Genomic DNA, 17,511 nt, shown 5'->3' with positions numbered 1-17,511 from the left:
CGCCTTTTATCAGTCAGAAAGCCTTATTATTCATATTAAAGAATTGAAAAGAATGGAAGAACAAGAATAGCCAGGGTAAGGAAAAAAACCGCTGCCGCCCCAAATTTTTGTTTCTCCTTCCATAAAGAGACGGCAAAACCAGCGGTATAAATAGAAATAACTAGCAACACAATGACAGTGACTATTTTCAATCTAATTCCCCGCCTTCTTTGTTACTCTTCCATAATCGACAATTTCAACATCTGCCTTTACGTAAATGTCTGCATTTAGATACGACTTATTCCAATTAAATTTTTTATATTCCTGAATCGTTCCAAAATATTTTCGGGCATTGTAGGACAATGGGAATGGTGCACCTTTAAATTCCCTCTGAACTTTTCTTAACATCTTCTCATGTTCGATTTTAAAATGGCGGGCTATTTCTTTTTTTATGATTTCTTGGTTTTTTTTCTTAGAAAAATCGACCATTGATGGGTTTGACATAATTTCAAACTTTAATGGGAGGGTGATAAAAATCTTTGGCCCTGGACCCTTTAGGTTCATTTTGACTTTATTGTTTTCTCTTTTCATGACTCTTGCTGCGAATGATTTCTGTTTACCTGGAAAGGGATTCGGTATATTCAGCAAAAAATCATTAATGTTAGTTGTATCATCAAGAGTATTGACGATACTGGTTTCTTGTCCGGTCAACTTCCCAATCATCACACCATTCCTGAACACTGCCGACCCGATAAATTGGGTATCATCCATCTCTCCCGTAGCATCCACCTGACCGGCATAGTATTCATTTTCCCCTTTGAATTTAGGATTCTTTTTCCTTACCGCACTTGTGTTCATCGCTAAAAAGAGATCGGTTCCACTTTCCTTCGTTTTAAAAAAACGAAGAAGAGTAGAATCGGGAATGAGTCCATTTTCAATCCCATGTTCAATCATATATTGGAAATACTTATGCGGCCTTGTTTCCATTTTTGGGCGGTTTTTCAAAAAATACTCACTAGCCATTTCTTCCGATACGGCTAAATAAGCATTCATCCGAATTTCTTTATCATAGACCGCACCGTAAATGATATGAAAAAAATTTGGATCTTTAGCTAGTTCCTCAGAAACAACAATAATCTTTAATAGATCATAACTAATCAGTCGAGAGATAATCGCATTAGCCGTCACTTTCGCCACGATGAAATCACTGGCATCAAACGAGATAATCTCTCGCGGCTTTTCGGTTGAACCGCCGCCGCCTTGCATGCTCCCTACTTCAGGATTGGCAAGTAACATTGTGACTTTGATTTTCCCCTTATATGGAGAGCGATCCAGTCCGAGCCCAATTACATAGGATCTATCCTCTAGTTCTTCCCGATCCCAACAGCCTGTTAAGGAAAAAACAATAACTAAAAGTAACAAAATTCTACATATTGTTTTTGTCTTTTTCATGTTTAAATTCTCCTTTTAACAGTGCGGACAGCCATAAAATAAGCGAAATCGCTGCAAACAAAGGGCCTACTACTGCTTGAACCATGTGTTCCAACTTAAGACCAACATCAATCTGTGATTCCGGTATATTCCCTATCAATAAATAAATGGCAGCAAGTGATGGAATTAAGAATTCAAAATCTTTAATTTTAAAAAGATGGCCGAACATCAAGGCATTTATGTACAAAAAGGCTGTGAAACGAATAAAGGCAGACACAATCCAAACAATGAAAAAAAGGATTTCAATATTTGGAATATAACTTCCAAGTGATATATAGCGAACCGCCGTATGAAACGGATAGCCTACGCCCCCTAAAGATTGATCAAGCATACAAATGAAAAAGAGTGTAGCCACACTGATTTGGATACTGACGTAAATATAGGCAATCCAAGTACCTTTTCGAAAATCCTTACTTGATGAAAGATACGGAATGAGCATCGTAAGCAGAAAAAAATCTGTAAAAAGGCTAAGGCTTTGTGAACTTTTCTTTAATATTTCAATTTTCCCAGGACCCCAGATAGGCAGAATTGCGTTGACATTACTAGCTTGAGTACTTAATCCTAACGCAAAAAACAAGCCGGTTATGGCATAAATAATAAGCAGATACGCAACAGAACCGATATGCTGAATTCCCTTTTTGGCACCATAGGCGCAAACGGCCATTAAAAGGGCATAAAGAACTAAGATGGGTGTTGTTCTAAAATAAAATGCCCTAATGATATTTGTATACAGTCTCGAATCGAGCGAAATGCCAACTAAAGTAATGATAAAAATAACAAGACAAACAATAAAACCAATATATTTTCCAAGTAATTTTTGAATAACAAAAAAAAGGTTTTTCCCTTGATATAAAGATATTGTCTTTAGTAATAACAAGAGAGGAATAAAAAAGATTCCTGCAGATAGAACTGGAATCATCCAAGCTGCGTTCTGAACATTAATAAACAAAACAGTTGGAGTATCTTCTGTTGCTTTTGAGCCGACCATTAAAATGGCGATGGACACATATTCTCGAATTCCAAGTTTTCCAGGCTGCTGATTCATCGAATTATTAACCCTTTCTTTGTTTGACCATATCCTTTGGTTTTAAATATCCCGGCCGAAACATTGCTTTCATAGGAACAGGACGGATAAGCAGGTCCTTTCCAGAGAAAAAATGCGGTGTCATCGGTGCAAAATACGATGTGCCAAACGATTTTAACGAAACCAAATAGAACAGGCCGACAATACCTAATGCAGCGACTCCATAAATGCCAAGGAGGCCTGCTGCAAAGATAAATAAAAAGCGCGACATGCGAATCGCGAAATTCATGCTACTATCACTGATAATAAAAGAGCTTAAGCCGCTTAAGGCAATGACAATGATGACAATCGGGCTAATTATATTCGCTTGAACAGCAGCCTGACCCAAAATTAAGGCACCTACAATCCCGATTGTCGGCCCAATTGGTGAGGGTACACGGAGTCCTGCTTCACGAATCAGTTCAAAGGCAAGTTCCATCATGAGGATTTCTACGACAGATGGAAATGGAACTCGTTCCCTTGATCCTGCCATGGCCATTAATAAATCAGGCGGGATCATCCCAACATGATAATTTGTAATCGCAATATAAAAGGAGGATGCAAATAATGAGATAAATAAAGCAAGGACTCGCAAAAACCTGATGAAATTACCATACGGTGTACGCAGATAATGATCCTCCGGTGAATGGAACAAAGCCCAGAAGGTAGCAGGGAGGACAAGACAGTTGGGTGAATTGGACATTAACAAAACGATGTGACCTTCTTCAATAAAAGAGGCCGCCCTGTCAGGCCGTTCCGTATTTAAAATAGTAGGAAATAAGGATCTTGGTCGTTCTTCAAGATACTGTTCCAATATACTTAAATCAAGAATACTATCCGTTTCAAACGAAGCCAGCCGATCCTTTATCTTTTGAAGTAGTTCATCTTTTACCAAGTCTTTTTCATAAACAATCAACACGTCGTTTCTGGATCGTTTGGTAACAACATGGGCCTCAACAATTAGATTTTCATTTTTAATTTTTTTACGGACTAGCGCGATATTATCGGCTAACCTTTCGTTAAAGGCTTCTTTTGCCCCTTTGACAATGACTTCATTATTGGATTTTTCAATGCCGCGCCCTTGAATTTTCGTCGTTTCAAATATATAGCATTGATCATCATCATCTACAAAGAGGGCGGTAATACCTCTAGTGATATTTTCAGTAATGTCCCCAATATTGGTAGTCATCTTTGCTACGGGAAAGGACACAATATCTTGAATCTTCCCGGTGGGCTGCTCGTTTTCAATTAGCGGTTCCACAATGCTCTTTTGAACCTGGTCCATGTCAACCATGGTACTGATATAAATGATAAAGGCACGACATTTTAAAGAACGAATGGTAAACTCACGGATTTTGACATCAACATTTTTCGGTATACTAAATATCGCCTTAAATGTCTCTATATTTCGCTCATAATGAAGGTTAATATCTTGTTTTTTTAATTCAATGTCCTTTGCATTGGATTGTTCGCTAAATTGTGGTTCTGTATTGAATTTCTTATTAAGTGATTTAAAAAACTTTTTCCTCATCCTGAACCACCCCTAATCTTTATATAGTTTTCCATTTTTAGGGGTGTTTATGTATGGAATGAAGTATAACAACAAAAAACGGTATCTCCATTTTGGGAGATACCGTTTTTTGTTTTAAAATAACTTAAGAGCTATGGCTTTCTGTATATTTCCGTCTAACAGCCCATGTAATCACTCCAATGGTGATCAGCAATACTCCAATAAGAATGATGTTAAAGGTATTGGTAGCTGTTGAAGGCAAATGAGTGCCTTGTGATACCGGTTTTTTGACCGGAGCATCTCCTTGGTGGCTAGTTCCTTTACCAGTTTTATCTGGATTTGACGTAACCGGGGTAAACCCTTCATCTTGACCCTGATTGTTTCCTTGCCCATCTTTAGGATCAGATGGTTCTTGCGGAACAGGATTTGGATTTTCATCCTTCCCTTTTGTAAATGTCCAGATATCGGAGACAGCTCTTCCGGTATAGTTATCTTCGGCCACTGCATACCAAGAGTACGACTGATTCTCTGCTAATCCTTTCCATTCGGCTTGAGCAATAGACCCACTCGGAATGTTTTCTGCCTTCCCGATTTCAGAATCGGTATAAACATTGACTGTAAAATAGTCAGTCGCGACGCGTTTTAGCTTCGGCTCCAAGTCTACTTCTAAATTCCGTTCATCCTTCTCCGGAAATTCAATTGGATCATAATAATTATACTTATCTAAATACGGTGAATACGTATTAACGATAATTTTGTTATTTTTTTGATTAAAATGAAGCAGCTTCATGTACCCTTGGCCGCCCTCAGGTCCACCCTGGTAGTCGCCAAGCATCTGATAAACTTGGCGGTCCGGTATCCCATCGCCATCATCATCGATTGCATCAACCAATGTTTCCGAGTCATGATAATGACCGCTAAGTACAGCAATGACATTTTTATTTGGCAGCACGAGTTGCTGATATAACTGATCGCCTATTGGACTGCGGTTGCCGGAAACTAGAAGATATTCATGGAAGCTCAAGATTGCCTTACGGTGTGGATATTTTTTTAAGACATCATTCATCCACTTAATATCTTCATCTTCCACGCCCCAGCCCATGTATAGCATAATGAAATCATTTCCATTGGCTGAGATTAAATCATAGTGGCCGCGGTTATTTTTATAAGATTCACCATAGTATGGCTTGTCCTTAAAGCGATCCTCGCCAAACCACTTATAATATTGTGTATAATCACCTGTCTTATGATCGACATCATGATTACCTGCTAAAACTCCATACGGAATATGATTGTCATCCAGCACTTTCATAGATTTATCGGCATTCTGCCATTCGTATTCCACGCCTGCTTTATCGACAAGATCGCCTGTATGGAAAACATATTTGATTTTCATCTCATCCTGCTTCTCAGCAATCCAATTTGTCATCCGGTCATAAATATGCGGATAGCTTTGTGCATAATATTGTGTGTCTGACATCCATACAAATGTATAATCATACTGGTCAGGTGTTGAAGGGATTTCGTCTTGGATTAACACATTGATCTTATCATCCTTGACAAAATCGCTGACCGCCACATTGCCCTTCAATTCAAAGTCTTCTTCTCCAGCGATTTTATATTGAATCGTCGACCAATTGCCAAGCTTATGATTCCATGCATACATGGCTACCTTTCTCCCCGGCAGAGATTTCCCCTTCCACTCCAATTCGACAAGGTCTGTTTCGTCAACTGAAGCATCCACGGCCACTTCAAACCGCTGATAAGGAAATTGTGTGTCTGAATCTGTCACTAAGTACTGCTGATCCTGCTTTGAAACAAGTGACATATCATCCGCCGTAAAGGCTTGTTCACCGGCAGGAACCATTGCTTTTGGCGGTTCTGTATCTGTAGCATTTTTAAATGCCTTTACCCGATCGGTTTGAGTGGCATCATATTTAAAGCCTTTATAGAAGGATACGTTTAAATCATCGTCCGTTGGATCGGTTACTTTTACCTTTAGAGAAGGATTTCCATTTACCGGCGTTGCACTCCCATCTGTTGGGGAAATAAGCTCAGGTTTGTTTGGATTTTCATTCACTACTGAAAAGCGAACGATCTTCTCCGCCTTGTTTCCAATTTTATCAAAGGCGGTAACCGACAACTTATGATCACCAGGTGCCAGCTTTGACGAGGCCGTTTCATATGGAACGGTTATTTCCTGATCATCCAGCATGACTTGGAATGTCTGCACTCCGGCAATAGCATCAGCTGCATCGGCTTCGATGGTAAACTTGCCTTTGTATTCCTTCCCGTCCTCAAGGTTGGTGGTGATCACCGGCGCGGTATTATCGACGTTTACTGAAACAGTTACTTCTTCATCAGAGCCTTGTACCTTTACATTAATCTCTTCATTAGAGTTTTGTACCTTTACAATATGCTTTCCATCAGCAACCTTTGTGGTATCCCATTTGTACGACTTGGATGCTGCCTGATCCGCTGTAACCGTAAACGTGAAATCTTCAAATGGCCGATAGGTTCCATCATCGCCCATATCATAAACCTTTGTGGGGTTATTTTTCATAGGGTCTCTTAAAATCGTGCCGTCTGCTAAAACCAACCTTACGTTTCTAATATCAAAATCATCGCGATTTTCTTTGGATTCCTCCAATTGGAAAGGTGATGCTTTATTACCAGAACGAATGGTAATCACATTTTCTCCAATCTTAAGGCGATCGGCATCAATCGGTACGGTGATTGTATCCCAATTCGTGATGCCATCATCAAAAATCCGGATAATATCATCCCCCATTGTGACACCATTTTGGAAAAAGGTATCCACTCCGCTTGCTTCAAACGCAAAATAGGCATCGTGTTCCAACGATTGGTACGTATTTTCGGTCAACTCGGAGCCATCAATGAAAAGTTTCACCTGGTCCGATGATTCTGATTTAGATGTTCCTTTAAGAATCTTCTCTTTGGAAACAATCTCATTCGATTTCACATTTAAGCGCAGGCTTGAATCGTCAAGATCACTTGTTACGTTGATTTTATACGTCTCACTTGTCACTTCATTGGCACCATCTGACACAACAAAGTAATATTCCACGTATTGATTCCCGATGATTTCGGGAGAGTAAATCGTATGGTGATACATCATATCATCGAAATCTTCCGTTAACAGGACCTGGGTGTATTCCTGTTGATGGTTGGGACGATAAAATAAACGTACTGTTTTTACTTCCCGGTCATCAGAAGCATCGGCAACAATCTGAATGTTTTCCTTTTGATTCACTTCTGTTACTTTCGTCATGTTTTCAATCACAGGTTTATTCGTATCCTCGATAACATGAACGGGCTGTGCCGGTACCTGAGATGATTCGACTGCTCCCGGTGTGGCGTCTTTGATACCAGCGCTTATTTTCACCATTTTAGTCGACCCATCAAGTGGATACTTATAGAAAATCCCTTTATCCGGCTTGGTATCAAGAACATTTGCTTCATCATTATAGTAAGCAACCACGAGTTCCTTTTTCGTATTGGTTGCCACAACCAGGCCTCTGGTCGATGCATTGGCCATTCCAGCACTATAAATTTTAACGATATCTTTGTTTTCCACCAGGTTCGTTCCATAATTCGCATTAAAATCTTCCACTGTTTTATGTGGGTTTTGGTCATTAATAATCCAGAAGACAAGCGTTTTTTGAGAAGGAATCACCACATCATCCGGGATGGACGCCCAAATAACGTCTGTTGTAGGATCTGTGCCATATCTGTACTGAATCTTGTAATCTTTAAAGTTCATGTCTTTATCCGTATTGTTATAGATTTCAATAAATTCATAGCCATCTGCCGTACCGACATTAGTAGAATCCGGGACAACCTCTGTTACTAGAAAAGCAGGAAGTTTATTATTATCTATATTGGATTTCTTCACTTTAATGAGATATTCTTCTGTTTTTGAACTGTTTGTTCCGTCAGATGCTTCGATATAATATGTAATATCGGACTCTACATTTACACCCGAGATTTCTGCGAAGTATTTAGTAGAATCATCCTTACTGGCATTCATCGAAATGGAGGTAAAGCTTTGCTCTCCCATTGTTTTATAAAAGAGAGTGACAAATGGCTTGGCCATATTATCTGTTACCGTTGCTTCGATTTTTACTGGCGAAAAAGCATCACTGTCGGTTACAGGTGTATGGGTAATGACAGGTGCCTCTTCATCCGCAGGAGTTTCATCAAGATTTACCGGTTGAGCTGGAACCTGTTCGGCTTCAATAGTTCCAGGTGTCGGTGCTGCCAGTACGCGGTATTTTTCCATCACGGATCCTGATACCGGATATTTGTATTCAATCCCCGCCCCATTGTTATCATTTTCTTCAGCTAAATAGCTGGCAGACACAATTTCTTTTCCCGCCTGATCTTTAATCACAAGGGCACGGAACCCAGTGTTTGCAAACCCGGGGAACACATCCTTAAACTCTACGACTTGATTAGCAGATAAATTCGTGCCAAAATTTGCATTAAAGTCAGCCAATGTAAAGTTTCCATTATTATACCAATAGACGATTGTTTGCTGCGGTTCCAACATAACGGCAGGGACAAGGAAAGGCAATTCCTTTCCAGTGTCTGTATATTTATAAATAAATGAATAATTCTCTAGAGAAAGGGGTTGATTGGTATTGTTATAGAGTTCTATATACTCGTAATAATCCGTCCCTGCTCCTTTAGAATTGGGAGATAGTTCAGTAATCAATAGCTGAGGAAACTGATTATAATCTTCTTCTCCCCCGTTTACTGCTTGAGAGGCAGCATTGTCATCTGTTTGATTTTCACCTGATTGTGCTGATGTGTCTTCTTGTTGTGGACTAGATACAGAAGCATCTTCTACTGAATTAGTATCTGTTAATGGTTCAATTAGTTGACTTTTGTCAATTTCTGCATTTTCCCTGTCATCTGATTGACTTGGGTCAACTGATTCACGTTGACTATCACCGGGTTGATCTGAGGCAGCTGATTCATCTTGACCTTCTCCTGGTTGACTTGGATCCACAGATTCACTTTGACTATTTTCTATTTTAGTAGAATCCACAGATTGTTCGTCCTTTGGCATTCCTTCTGCATAAATTCGCTTACTTGGAACTGCCAAACTAAGGTTTGATAGAATAATTGCAAACATACATGCAAGTACCAACAGCTTCCTTACTTTCTTTCTAGCCTTCCCAACTCTCATATTCTTCCCCTCTTCTCGTTTACATTTCCACCATGTACCATTCTACCTACATTTTGTTAAGTGAATTTTAAGCAAACGATAACTGTATGTTAATTTTGTTTATTTTCTGTAAAGACGGAATATTCTTTCCGTGTTATTCCTATTTTTAAAGTCTTCTGCATGCCTATGATGCACCCAAAATATGGTTTACAATAATATGAAACAATTAAGCTCTTGTTTACGTCTTACAAAGTGAAATCATTTTAGTTACGAAAGGAATATGTGGTGTTGAAACTAAAACGGATAGGAAGTTCCATTTATCTATTTATTCTTTTGCTAATCTCTCTCCTATTCTTTAATTTGTTTTTTAAGGAATCCAATCCATTTACGGAACGGAAAATAAATCATTCTAATTCTTTACCAACCGTGCTTCATCCAATTGTGAAGGAACGGACCAATCAATTGGTCCAACAAGCAGCGGATAAAGGAATTGTCATCGTGATTACCGATGGTTTCCGAAGTGCGGACGATCAGAATCGACTGTATGAAAAGGGTCGTTCGGCGGAGGGAAGTATTGTTACGTATGCAAAAGGCGGAGAGTCCTACCATAATTTTGGGCTAGCCATCGATTTTGCGCTAAAGACCCCTTCCGGAAAGGTGATTTGGGATATGGAGTATGATGGAAATAAAAATGGAAAGGCAGATTGGACCGAGGTTGTTTCATTGGCAAAAACTTTAGGATTTGAATGGGGCGGTGATTGGGCTAAATTTAAAGATTACCCTCATTTACAAATGGACTTTGGCTTGACTATTGCTGATTTACAGAACGGGGAAAGACCTGCTAAATCCTCGTTAACTGCGGATACCCAATAAAGCGACGTAGACAGGATCTACCAAACTTCTTTCGGCCAATTTCCACAATAATCTCAACATAGAAAGGCGAACAGTGGCAATCACTGTTCGCCTTTCTTGAACTATTTAGGAATTACTTAATCCATTCACCATTCTTATTGACTTTGTAGCCATTGATGGTGGTGTTTGCTGCCATACTGCCATCGTTATATAGATAGTACCACTTCTGACCCACTTGGACCCAGCCAGTTTTCATTTCACCCGATGATGCAAGATAGTACCATTTCGCTCCATCCTTCACCCATCCGGTCTTCATTTCACCGGATGATGCAAGATAATACCATTTTGATCCATCTTTTACCCAGCCGGTCTTCATTTCACCAGATGAAGCATGATAATACCATTTCGCTCCGTCTTTCACCCAGCCGGTTTTCATTTCACCGGATGATCCAAGATAGTACCACTTTGCACCGTCTTTCACCCAGCCGGTTTTCATTTCACCCGATGGCGCATGATAATACCATTTTGCTCCATCTTTCACCCAGCCCGTTTGCATTTCACCCGAGGCATCAAGGAAATACCATTGTGTTCCGACTTTTACCCAGCCAGTTTGCATCAAACCATTTTCATCGTAGAAGAACCATTTACCTGAAACAAGATGCCATCCAACATGTAGATCATTTAATTGCGGCATGCCGGCGATATAACCAATACCACCTTTTTTCAGGATGCCGATGCCCTCATTCATAGCCTTCTCTAATTCATCCTTGTCCACGGCCGTTCCTTTGAAATTTTGAAGTTCATCACCAGGATGCTGATAGTTGCTCAAAATATAGGAGAATCCGTTAAAGTTATCAAGGACCCGTAAACCTGTCGCTTCTGCTCCAACTGGTACTGACAGCACTCGGGACAATTCTTTTGTATCAATGTTATAGGCCCAAACAAAGTTATTCGTGTGCTCTGAGCCATCTTCACCGATGAATAAGGTTCTCATTTTTTCCGAGTAGCTTAAGTTATCCGGTTTAGAAACTTTATTTGGATTTGCTTTATTGCCGTATGCATCTGGTGAAGCTAAGTCCTCACCAACAACAATTGCTTTCATTGCGGAGGCAACATAGTTACTATCAATGGTATTGCCATCCTTATCTTTTTGTCCGCCGGTTAGGTTCAATTCATAGGTTCCACCTGCAAGAATCTGTGGTAAGCGAATATCATCAACAGGGTCTGCCTTCTTTGTATCTTCCAACATCCCTTTTCCGATTTCAGACATGGCCATGTAGACTTTCTTATCTTTCTCGTTCACTGCCAAACCTTCCATTTTACGGAATTCAGCTGTTGCTCCTTTTAGGGCTGCGTAACGACGAGATTCTAAGAATGCAGCTGCCTTTTCCATCCCTGGTTTTACTTTAAGATATTCTACTGTTGCTCCGCTGGAATCGGTTTTAACAGCCGTAAAGCCTTCTGTTGGCTGGCTGGCTGTTTCAAAAATATCACTGAATTTTGTCCCCTTGTCAATAATCGCTCTGACTTCATCGTCAGTCGCATGGCCAAGCTTGATCCATTCTAGATTACCTGCTCCACCATTTTCTGTGCTCGTTTGTCCAAATTTAGCCGCATATAGGGTACCTGCAGATAAGTCTTTTTCTTTGTCAGCGACATACATAAATGTGACAGTGTAGTTGCCATCATCACCGAAGAAAGCTGTCTTACTGTCCGGCATTACCTGCATCAATTCATGAGAAAAACGACCCGTACTATAGTGTTTTACTACACTCGTATCACCATTCGGTTGTACCGTTACTTCAGGAATCCAGCCATAATTATAGGGATTCCCCTTTGTTTCATCACCAAAATAGAGTTTGGCAAAACCTTTTACATTTGTTGAATCTTTATTTGTCCCTATTTCAGCCTCAAATTGACGAGCATTTGGCTCATATTCTTCCGAACCTAGATGGGTTCCCCATGGAGATGTAGTTCCATTACATGGAATCCACAAGCCATTCACTAGCGAGAAATCAACCTTTTTTGCTTCTTTAACAGATAATTCGCCATTCTTTTTATCTTGATTTAATGCTGCTAACGTCATAGAGGCTGGTACAACGCCGTAAGCCGATTTCCCTGAACTGTCAAGAGTTTGGTATTCAAAATGGGATACTAGGAATAGATTCCCTTCCACATTCATTAAACTATTAGAATCTGGTGAATCAGAAATATAGTACGATTCTTGTCCAGGTACGCTTTTATCAATAATCGGATCGCCTTTAGCGTCGATAGGGGTTCCAGCCGGGATTTTTACCCCTTTATTTGTCACAATTTTTTCATCAGAAAGGTATAACTGTTTATATGTAAGCGGGAAATTCTTCGTTGCTCCGTTGCTATAGGTAACATCCACGGATGCACTTGTATAGGTTTGTACCATTTCTTCGATGGTTGCTGGAGCTTTCATTGAGTTAAACTTGAAAGAATTGATCGTGATATCCTTCCCAGCCGCTGCGGCAGGTGTTACTGCAGGAATCATTAAACTAAGGGCTAATACAGCCGTCAATCGCTTTTTCATTTTTTCATTTCCTCCCCCAATTTTGATTACTTCTCTATTAAAACTCAAAAATATTAAGCTACGGTTAATAGAATGTTTAGCGGATGTGAAGAATTGTAAATTTCTCAAGTAGTTTTTAAAGTGCATGTCGCTAAAGTACCCTTGGGCAAACAGTGACTTCCATTGTTTTCCATGATATACTTTAAGAAGTTTTTTTATTTGAGAGGGGTCTATTAGTGGAGTTACGAAAATCGAATACACATACGAAATCGATATATATGTTTTTGCTCGTTTTTGGGATTGTCCTTGTCGCCTTTAATTTGCGTCCGGCGATTACATCATTAGGACCGTTAGTTGCAATGATTCAGGAAGATGTTGGATTAGCACATTGGAGCTCAGGCTTATTAATGAGTTTGCCCTTAATTGTTTTTGCCATCATGTCGCCCATTGTTCCCAAAATCGCAAATCGGTTATCAAATGAGAGGACGTTACTAGTTGGTTTAATCGCCCTTTTAATCGGGATAGGGATTCGATCCATCCCAACGACTTTTTTTCTTTTCACGGGGACTCTTTTTATTGGAGCAGGGATAGCCATTGGCAATGTTCTGTTGCCAGCTGTTGTAAAGGATAAATTCCCACAGAAATTTGGTCTCATGACAAGTGTTTATTCCACTTCAATGGGCTTGATTGCATCATTAGCATCTGGAGTAAGTGTTCCTTTAGCAACTGATTTGAACCTTGGGTGGCAGGGAGCTTTAATCGTTTGGGGAATCCCGGTCTTAATCGCTATCATGGTATGGGCTTTTCTTCTCAAATTTAAGCAAGTAAGTCAAAAAGGTATAAAAAGAGTTAGTCCTGCCTCTAATCACATCTGGCGTACACCACTTGCCTGGCAAATCGCTATCTTTATGGGATTCCAGTCTTTTTTATTTTATGTAACGATTTCTTGGTTACCCGAGATTTTACATAGTCGAGGAATTGGTATAGGGACTGCAGGCTGGCTGCTGTCATTTACCCAACTAGTAGGATTACCCGCGAGTTTCTTCATCCCAGTCTTCGCAGGACGTTATCGTTCCCAAATATGGATTGCTTTCGTATTAGGGTTGTTCTCGGTTATTGGTTATGGTGGATTACTATTAAGCTCGTCCTATCCGATATTAATCACGAGTATTACTCTAATTGGGATTGCATTGGGAGGAAACTTTCCACTTGCTCTAAGCTATATCGGACTCCGGGCCCGAAATGCTAATCAGGCTGCCGAGTTATCTGGAATGGCACAATCAACTGGTTATGTCCTTGCGGCAGTAGGACCCTTGTTTATTGGATATTTGTTTGATAAAACCCATATTTGGACAGTTCCAATTATCACGCTTACCTTGATTTCTATAGTTATGATGCTATTTGGTATGTTATCGGGCCGCAATCGGTATGTATAATAGTTCACAGGGCGAACAGTAATTATGACCTGTTCGCCTATTTCCCGATGATGTCATTTAAGGACAATTTTGGTCAGAATGTAGATGATTTTTTAATTATAGAAGTTTTAAAATGGTGGTGGATGAAATGAGTCAGCCTTGGTCTCCTGAGCAGGTAATTTCGGAAAAAAGAGCGAGTAGGATCATTGAGAACCAATTCCCAGAGTTTAAGCCAGTAACAGTGAAGGTATTGGGTGAAGGGTTTGATAATTCCGTTTTTCTCGTAAATAATCGATACGTTTTTCGTTTTCCTAGAAGAGAAATTGCAGCACACTTAATTCAAACTGAAAATCGGCTCCTTCCTGTGTTAGCTCCCTTGCTGCCAATTCCTGTTCCAAATCCACAATTTCAAGGCATTCCAGAAGATCAATATCCGTGGCCATTTGGAGGATACACCATCTTATCAGGAAAAACACCCACTAATTTGACACTCGAACAGCGAATGTCTTCGGTAGAACCTTTGGCTCAATTTTTACTAACACTGCATAATTTTCCGATAACAGATGCAGAAAAGCTCCAAATTCCTTATGACCAACTGGGGCGAATCAATATCACTAAAAGAAAACCAATGCTGGAAGCAAATATCGAATCAGCCAGGGAAAAAGGTTTAATCGACCTAGATGTAGTGGAGCAGCTGCAATTCTTTCTTTCATCCATAAAGAAACCTTTAGAGGATGAAACCAAAACACTCGTTCATGGTGATTTACATATTCGCAATATGCTTGTTAATGAAGATGGCATAGTTTCAGCAGTAATTGATTGGGGCGATACGCATATTGGACATCCAGCAGTCGATTTATCTATTGTTTATAGTTTTCTTCCTACGGAAGGCAGGGAAGCCTTTTTCACAATATATGGTGATGTTCAACCTGAAATTAAAAAAATCGCAAGGTTCAAAGCAATTAATACAAACGTAATCCTCCTTTTATATGCGGATGATCAAAAGGATGATGAATTAGTAAACGAATGTCGTTCAACATTACTTTTAGCATTAAACGGATGAACTTTTTGCGAACAGTACCAGTCACTGTTCGCCTATTTTATTTTCACGGAAAATTTGACAATAATTTTACAATTTACATATAAAGAAATTACACATTGTACACTTCTTTTTCTCATCTCGTTTATAAGCTTGCCTCGACTTTTTAATCCATTATTTGGAAGAGAATTCTTGCAATATCACTATTTTCCATTCTGCCGCTAAATAAATGTCTATTTAGACCATACGCATAAACGGGAACATCCTCTCCCGTATGCCCTTTTGTTGTCCAGCCCGTACTGGAATAGTGATTGATGATGTTAATGAGTGCTTCCCTTGTGTCTTCTACTGCCATGTCTAGCGTTAATTTGATGGTTTTCAAGTCCTCTTCATGAAGTGAAAAGGGCATATGATGCTTTAATATGGTCATATCTTTTGTATCATGCAATCGTCTGGCAATCACAAATGGTGTCGAGGTAATCGATTTAATCACATTCGGATTCCATTTATAATTATCATTTCGATCAATGCTCATTCCCCCGGTTGAGTGATCTGCTGTCGCAATGACAATCGTATCCTCTCGGTCGGAAGCGAATTGGATCGCCGCTTTAAAGGCTGCTTCAAAGTCTTTAACCTCACTCATTGCCCCTACGATATCATTATCATGCCCCGCCCAATCAATTTGACTTCCTTCTACTAACAGAAAAAAACCATTTGGATTTTGCTGCAAGCGCTGAAGAGCCGCTTTCGTCATTTGGGTAAGGGATGGAACAGTCGAATCGCGGTCAATTTGTTTTGGCAGCTCAACCGGTGCGAATAAGCCAATCAGCTGCTCGTTTTTATTCGTAACAAGCTCTTGTAAGTTGCTCACATAGCCAAAACGATTTTTAACAAACTCTTCTACTAAATTTCGGTCATTCCGAACGAAATAGGATGTTCCACCACCAAGCATTACGTCAATTTTCAGATTGCCTTCTATTCGTTCATCAAGATAGTCATCAGCAATTTGATCATATTGTTCTCGAGATTCAATATGCGCGGCAAAGGCAGCCAATGTTGCGTGATTGATCTGACTTGTTCCTACTAAACCAGTAGACTTCCCTCGAAATTTCGCATATTCTAAAACTGTCGGCACAGCTTGTTGATCAATGTTTAAACCCAGAGCACCATTATAGGTTTTATACCCCGTCGCTAATGCCGTACCTGCTGCGGCGGAATCGGTAATATTACTTTCTCTATCTAATGAATAGGTTGATTGGGAGCCAACAAAGTATTGGTCAAATATTGTGGGAGTCATGAATCCGTTTTGGGAAGCATGATTGAAGTAGCGAAGACCGGAAGTATATGAAAAACCCATCCCATCTCCGATTAGTAAGATGACATTTTTTACTTTCCTTGTTCCATTAAATTTCAAAATAGGATGGATTGAATTCAGTTTACTATCATGTTGAAGGACGGCGGAATGTAACAAAGTTAACAACACCCTTTCTTTTTAACGTAGTAATCATAACTGAAACCACTTATTCACACTCCTTTTATAACATACAAAAGGAGGAATTTATTAGAAAACACAATAATTTTACAAAAATTATAAAAATATTTAATATTCACCCTACTCAGCGAATGGAACTGTATATGGTAATATCTTTAGAGTAACTTTTTTGAAGGGGGAGATTTTGATGAATATATTGTGGGATTTCGATGGAACCTTATTTGATACCTATCCGGCACTTGTTGAAGGATTCGTAAGCTTGAGTCAAAAAGACCTCGACCGCAGCGAAGTGTTAAAATGGCTAAAAAAAGATTCCAAAACCGCCTTTAAACACTATGGTATTAGTGAGGAGAAAAGAATAGAATACCAAAATTTACATAATCACTACTCGAAGCTGTATAGCAGACCCTTTGATCACCTAGAGAATGCTTTAGCTGCTGCCGCTAACAATATTATTGTGACTCATCGAGATAAGGAATCCACCATTTATCTCCTTGAAAAATTCCATTTAGCCACATACTTTAAAGAAATTGTATCGGTTGAAGAACAAGGTTTCACGAGAAAACCTCATCGTTCTTCTTATGAATTTGTCTTAAAAAGCCACAATATTGATTTGGTTGTGGGTGACCGCGAATTGGATTTGATTCCTGCAAGACAGTTAAAGATTAAAACTGTTGCTTTTCAAAATCCAAACATTGAAGCCGATTTTCAGATTGCCAGCTATGCAGACTTTATTCCGATGGTTCTTAACCCGCTTCAGGAAACAAAGCAGAACTTCTAGAATTGTTAGGATTTTGAATTATACATAAGAAGAGCGCATGCGCCCTGTTCAGCGGTGCTGGAGACCTCTCAAGGTGCCCGTTCTTGGCTTTTTCCCTTGTTCACGGGCACTGCGGACCTCCCAGAGTGCCCGTTCTTGACTTTTTCCCTAGCTCACGGG

At 39.7% G+C, this 17,511-nt stretch carries 11 protein-coding genes; 4 read left to right on the top strand and 7 right to left on the bottom strand.

Annotation, left to right across the window (positions count from 1 at the left end; genetic code table 11):
- Nucleotides 1–35: 35 nt before the first annotated feature.
- The 5 genes from BANVL01_RS27180 to BANVL01_RS05915 form a co-directional block, all read right to left on the bottom strand.
- Nucleotides 36–191, bottom strand: coding sequence for a hypothetical protein (locus BANVL01_RS27180; RefSeq protein ID WP_156482200.1), 156 nt, complete (start codon nucleotides 189–191; stop codon nucleotides 36–38).
- A gap of 1 nt (nucleotide 192) precedes the next feature.
- Nucleotides 193–1,431 carry a Ger(x)C family spore germination protein gene (locus BANVL01_RS05930; protein WP_066083068.1) on the bottom strand — a complete coding sequence of 413 codons (1,239 nt, stop codon included), beginning with the start codon at nucleotides 1,429–1,431 and terminating at the stop codon, nucleotides 193–195.
- Complete coding sequence (locus BANVL01_RS05925; RefSeq protein ID WP_066083066.1) at nucleotides 1,406–2,515, bottom strand: GerAB/ArcD/ProY family transporter; 1,110 nt, start codon at nucleotides 2,513–2,515, stop codon at nucleotides 1,406–1,408. Before BANVL01_RS05925 ends, BANVL01_RS05930 begins: the two co-directional genes overlap by 26 nt.
- Nucleotides 2,516–2,522: 7 nt before the next feature.
- Entirely contained in the window at nucleotides 2,523–4,064 is a 1,542-nt protein-coding gene (locus tag BANVL01_RS05920; protein ID WP_066083062.1) for a spore germination protein, read from the bottom strand.
- A 124-nt stretch (nucleotides 4,065–4,188) separates the two neighbouring features.
- Nucleotides 4,189–9,258 (bottom strand): lamin tail domain-containing metallophosphoesterase family protein, encoded by a 5,070-nt coding sequence (locus tag BANVL01_RS05915; protein WP_066083060.1) that lies wholly within the window; start codon nucleotides 9,256–9,258, stop codon nucleotides 4,189–4,191.
- A gap of 267 nt (nucleotides 9,259–9,525) precedes the next feature.
- On the opposite strand from BANVL01_RS05915, the gene BANVL01_RS05910 reads away from it, so the two are divergent.
- Complete coding sequence (locus tag BANVL01_RS05910) at nucleotides 9,526–10,110, top strand: M15 family metallopeptidase (RefSeq protein WP_066083059.1); 585 nt, start codon at nucleotides 9,526–9,528, stop codon at nucleotides 10,108–10,110.
- 112 nt (nucleotides 10,111–10,222) lie between these two features.
- Here the strand turns inward: BANVL01_RS05910 and BANVL01_RS05905 are convergent, their stop codons facing one another.
- Nucleotides 10,223–12,646, bottom strand: coding sequence for an alkaline phosphatase PhoX (locus BANVL01_RS05905; protein ID WP_082804878.1), 2,424 nt, complete (start codon nucleotides 12,644–12,646; stop codon nucleotides 10,223–10,225).
- Nucleotides 12,647–12,861: 215 nt separating this feature from the next.
- Here BANVL01_RS05905 and BANVL01_RS05900 point away from each other — a divergent pair, with 215 nt between their 5' ends.
- Together BANVL01_RS05900 and BANVL01_RS05895 are read left to right on the top strand one after the other, a co-directional pair.
- On the top strand, nucleotides 12,862–14,061 hold the full coding sequence (locus tag BANVL01_RS05900; RefSeq protein ID WP_235845492.1) for a CynX/NimT family MFS transporter: 1,200 nt from the start codon (nucleotides 12,862–12,864) through the stop codon (nucleotides 14,059–14,061).
- Nucleotides 14,062–14,188: 127 nt separating this feature from the next.
- The gene (locus tag BANVL01_RS05895; protein ID WP_066083054.1) at nucleotides 14,189–15,103 is read left to right on the top strand and encodes a phosphotransferase; all 915 of its coding nucleotides are present in this window, start codon (nucleotides 14,189–14,191) and stop codon (nucleotides 15,101–15,103) included.
- A 142-nt stretch (nucleotides 15,104–15,245) separates the two neighbouring features.
- On the opposite strand, the gene BANVL01_RS05890 is transcribed toward BANVL01_RS05895, so the two are convergent.
- Nucleotides 15,246–16,562, bottom strand: a complete 1,317-nt coding sequence (locus BANVL01_RS05890) for an alkaline phosphatase (protein ID WP_425311801.1) — start codon at nucleotides 16,560–16,562, stop codon at nucleotides 15,246–15,248.
- 196 nt (nucleotides 16,563–16,758) lie between these two features.
- Here BANVL01_RS05890 and BANVL01_RS05885 point away from each other — a divergent pair, with 196 nt between their 5' ends.
- Nucleotides 16,759–17,352, top strand: a complete 594-nt coding sequence (locus BANVL01_RS05885) for an HAD-IA family hydrolase (RefSeq protein WP_066083051.1) — start codon at nucleotides 16,759–16,761, stop codon at nucleotides 17,350–17,352.
- Nucleotides 17,353–17,511 lie beyond the last annotated feature (159 nt).

It is taken from the genome of Neobacillus novalis NBRC 102450 (genome assembly GCF_001591805.1).
GTDB classification, from domain to species: Bacteria; Bacillota; Bacilli; order Bacillales; family Cytobacillaceae; genus Neobacillus; species Neobacillus novalis.
This window is presented reverse-complemented; position numbering and strand designations above follow the sequence as displayed.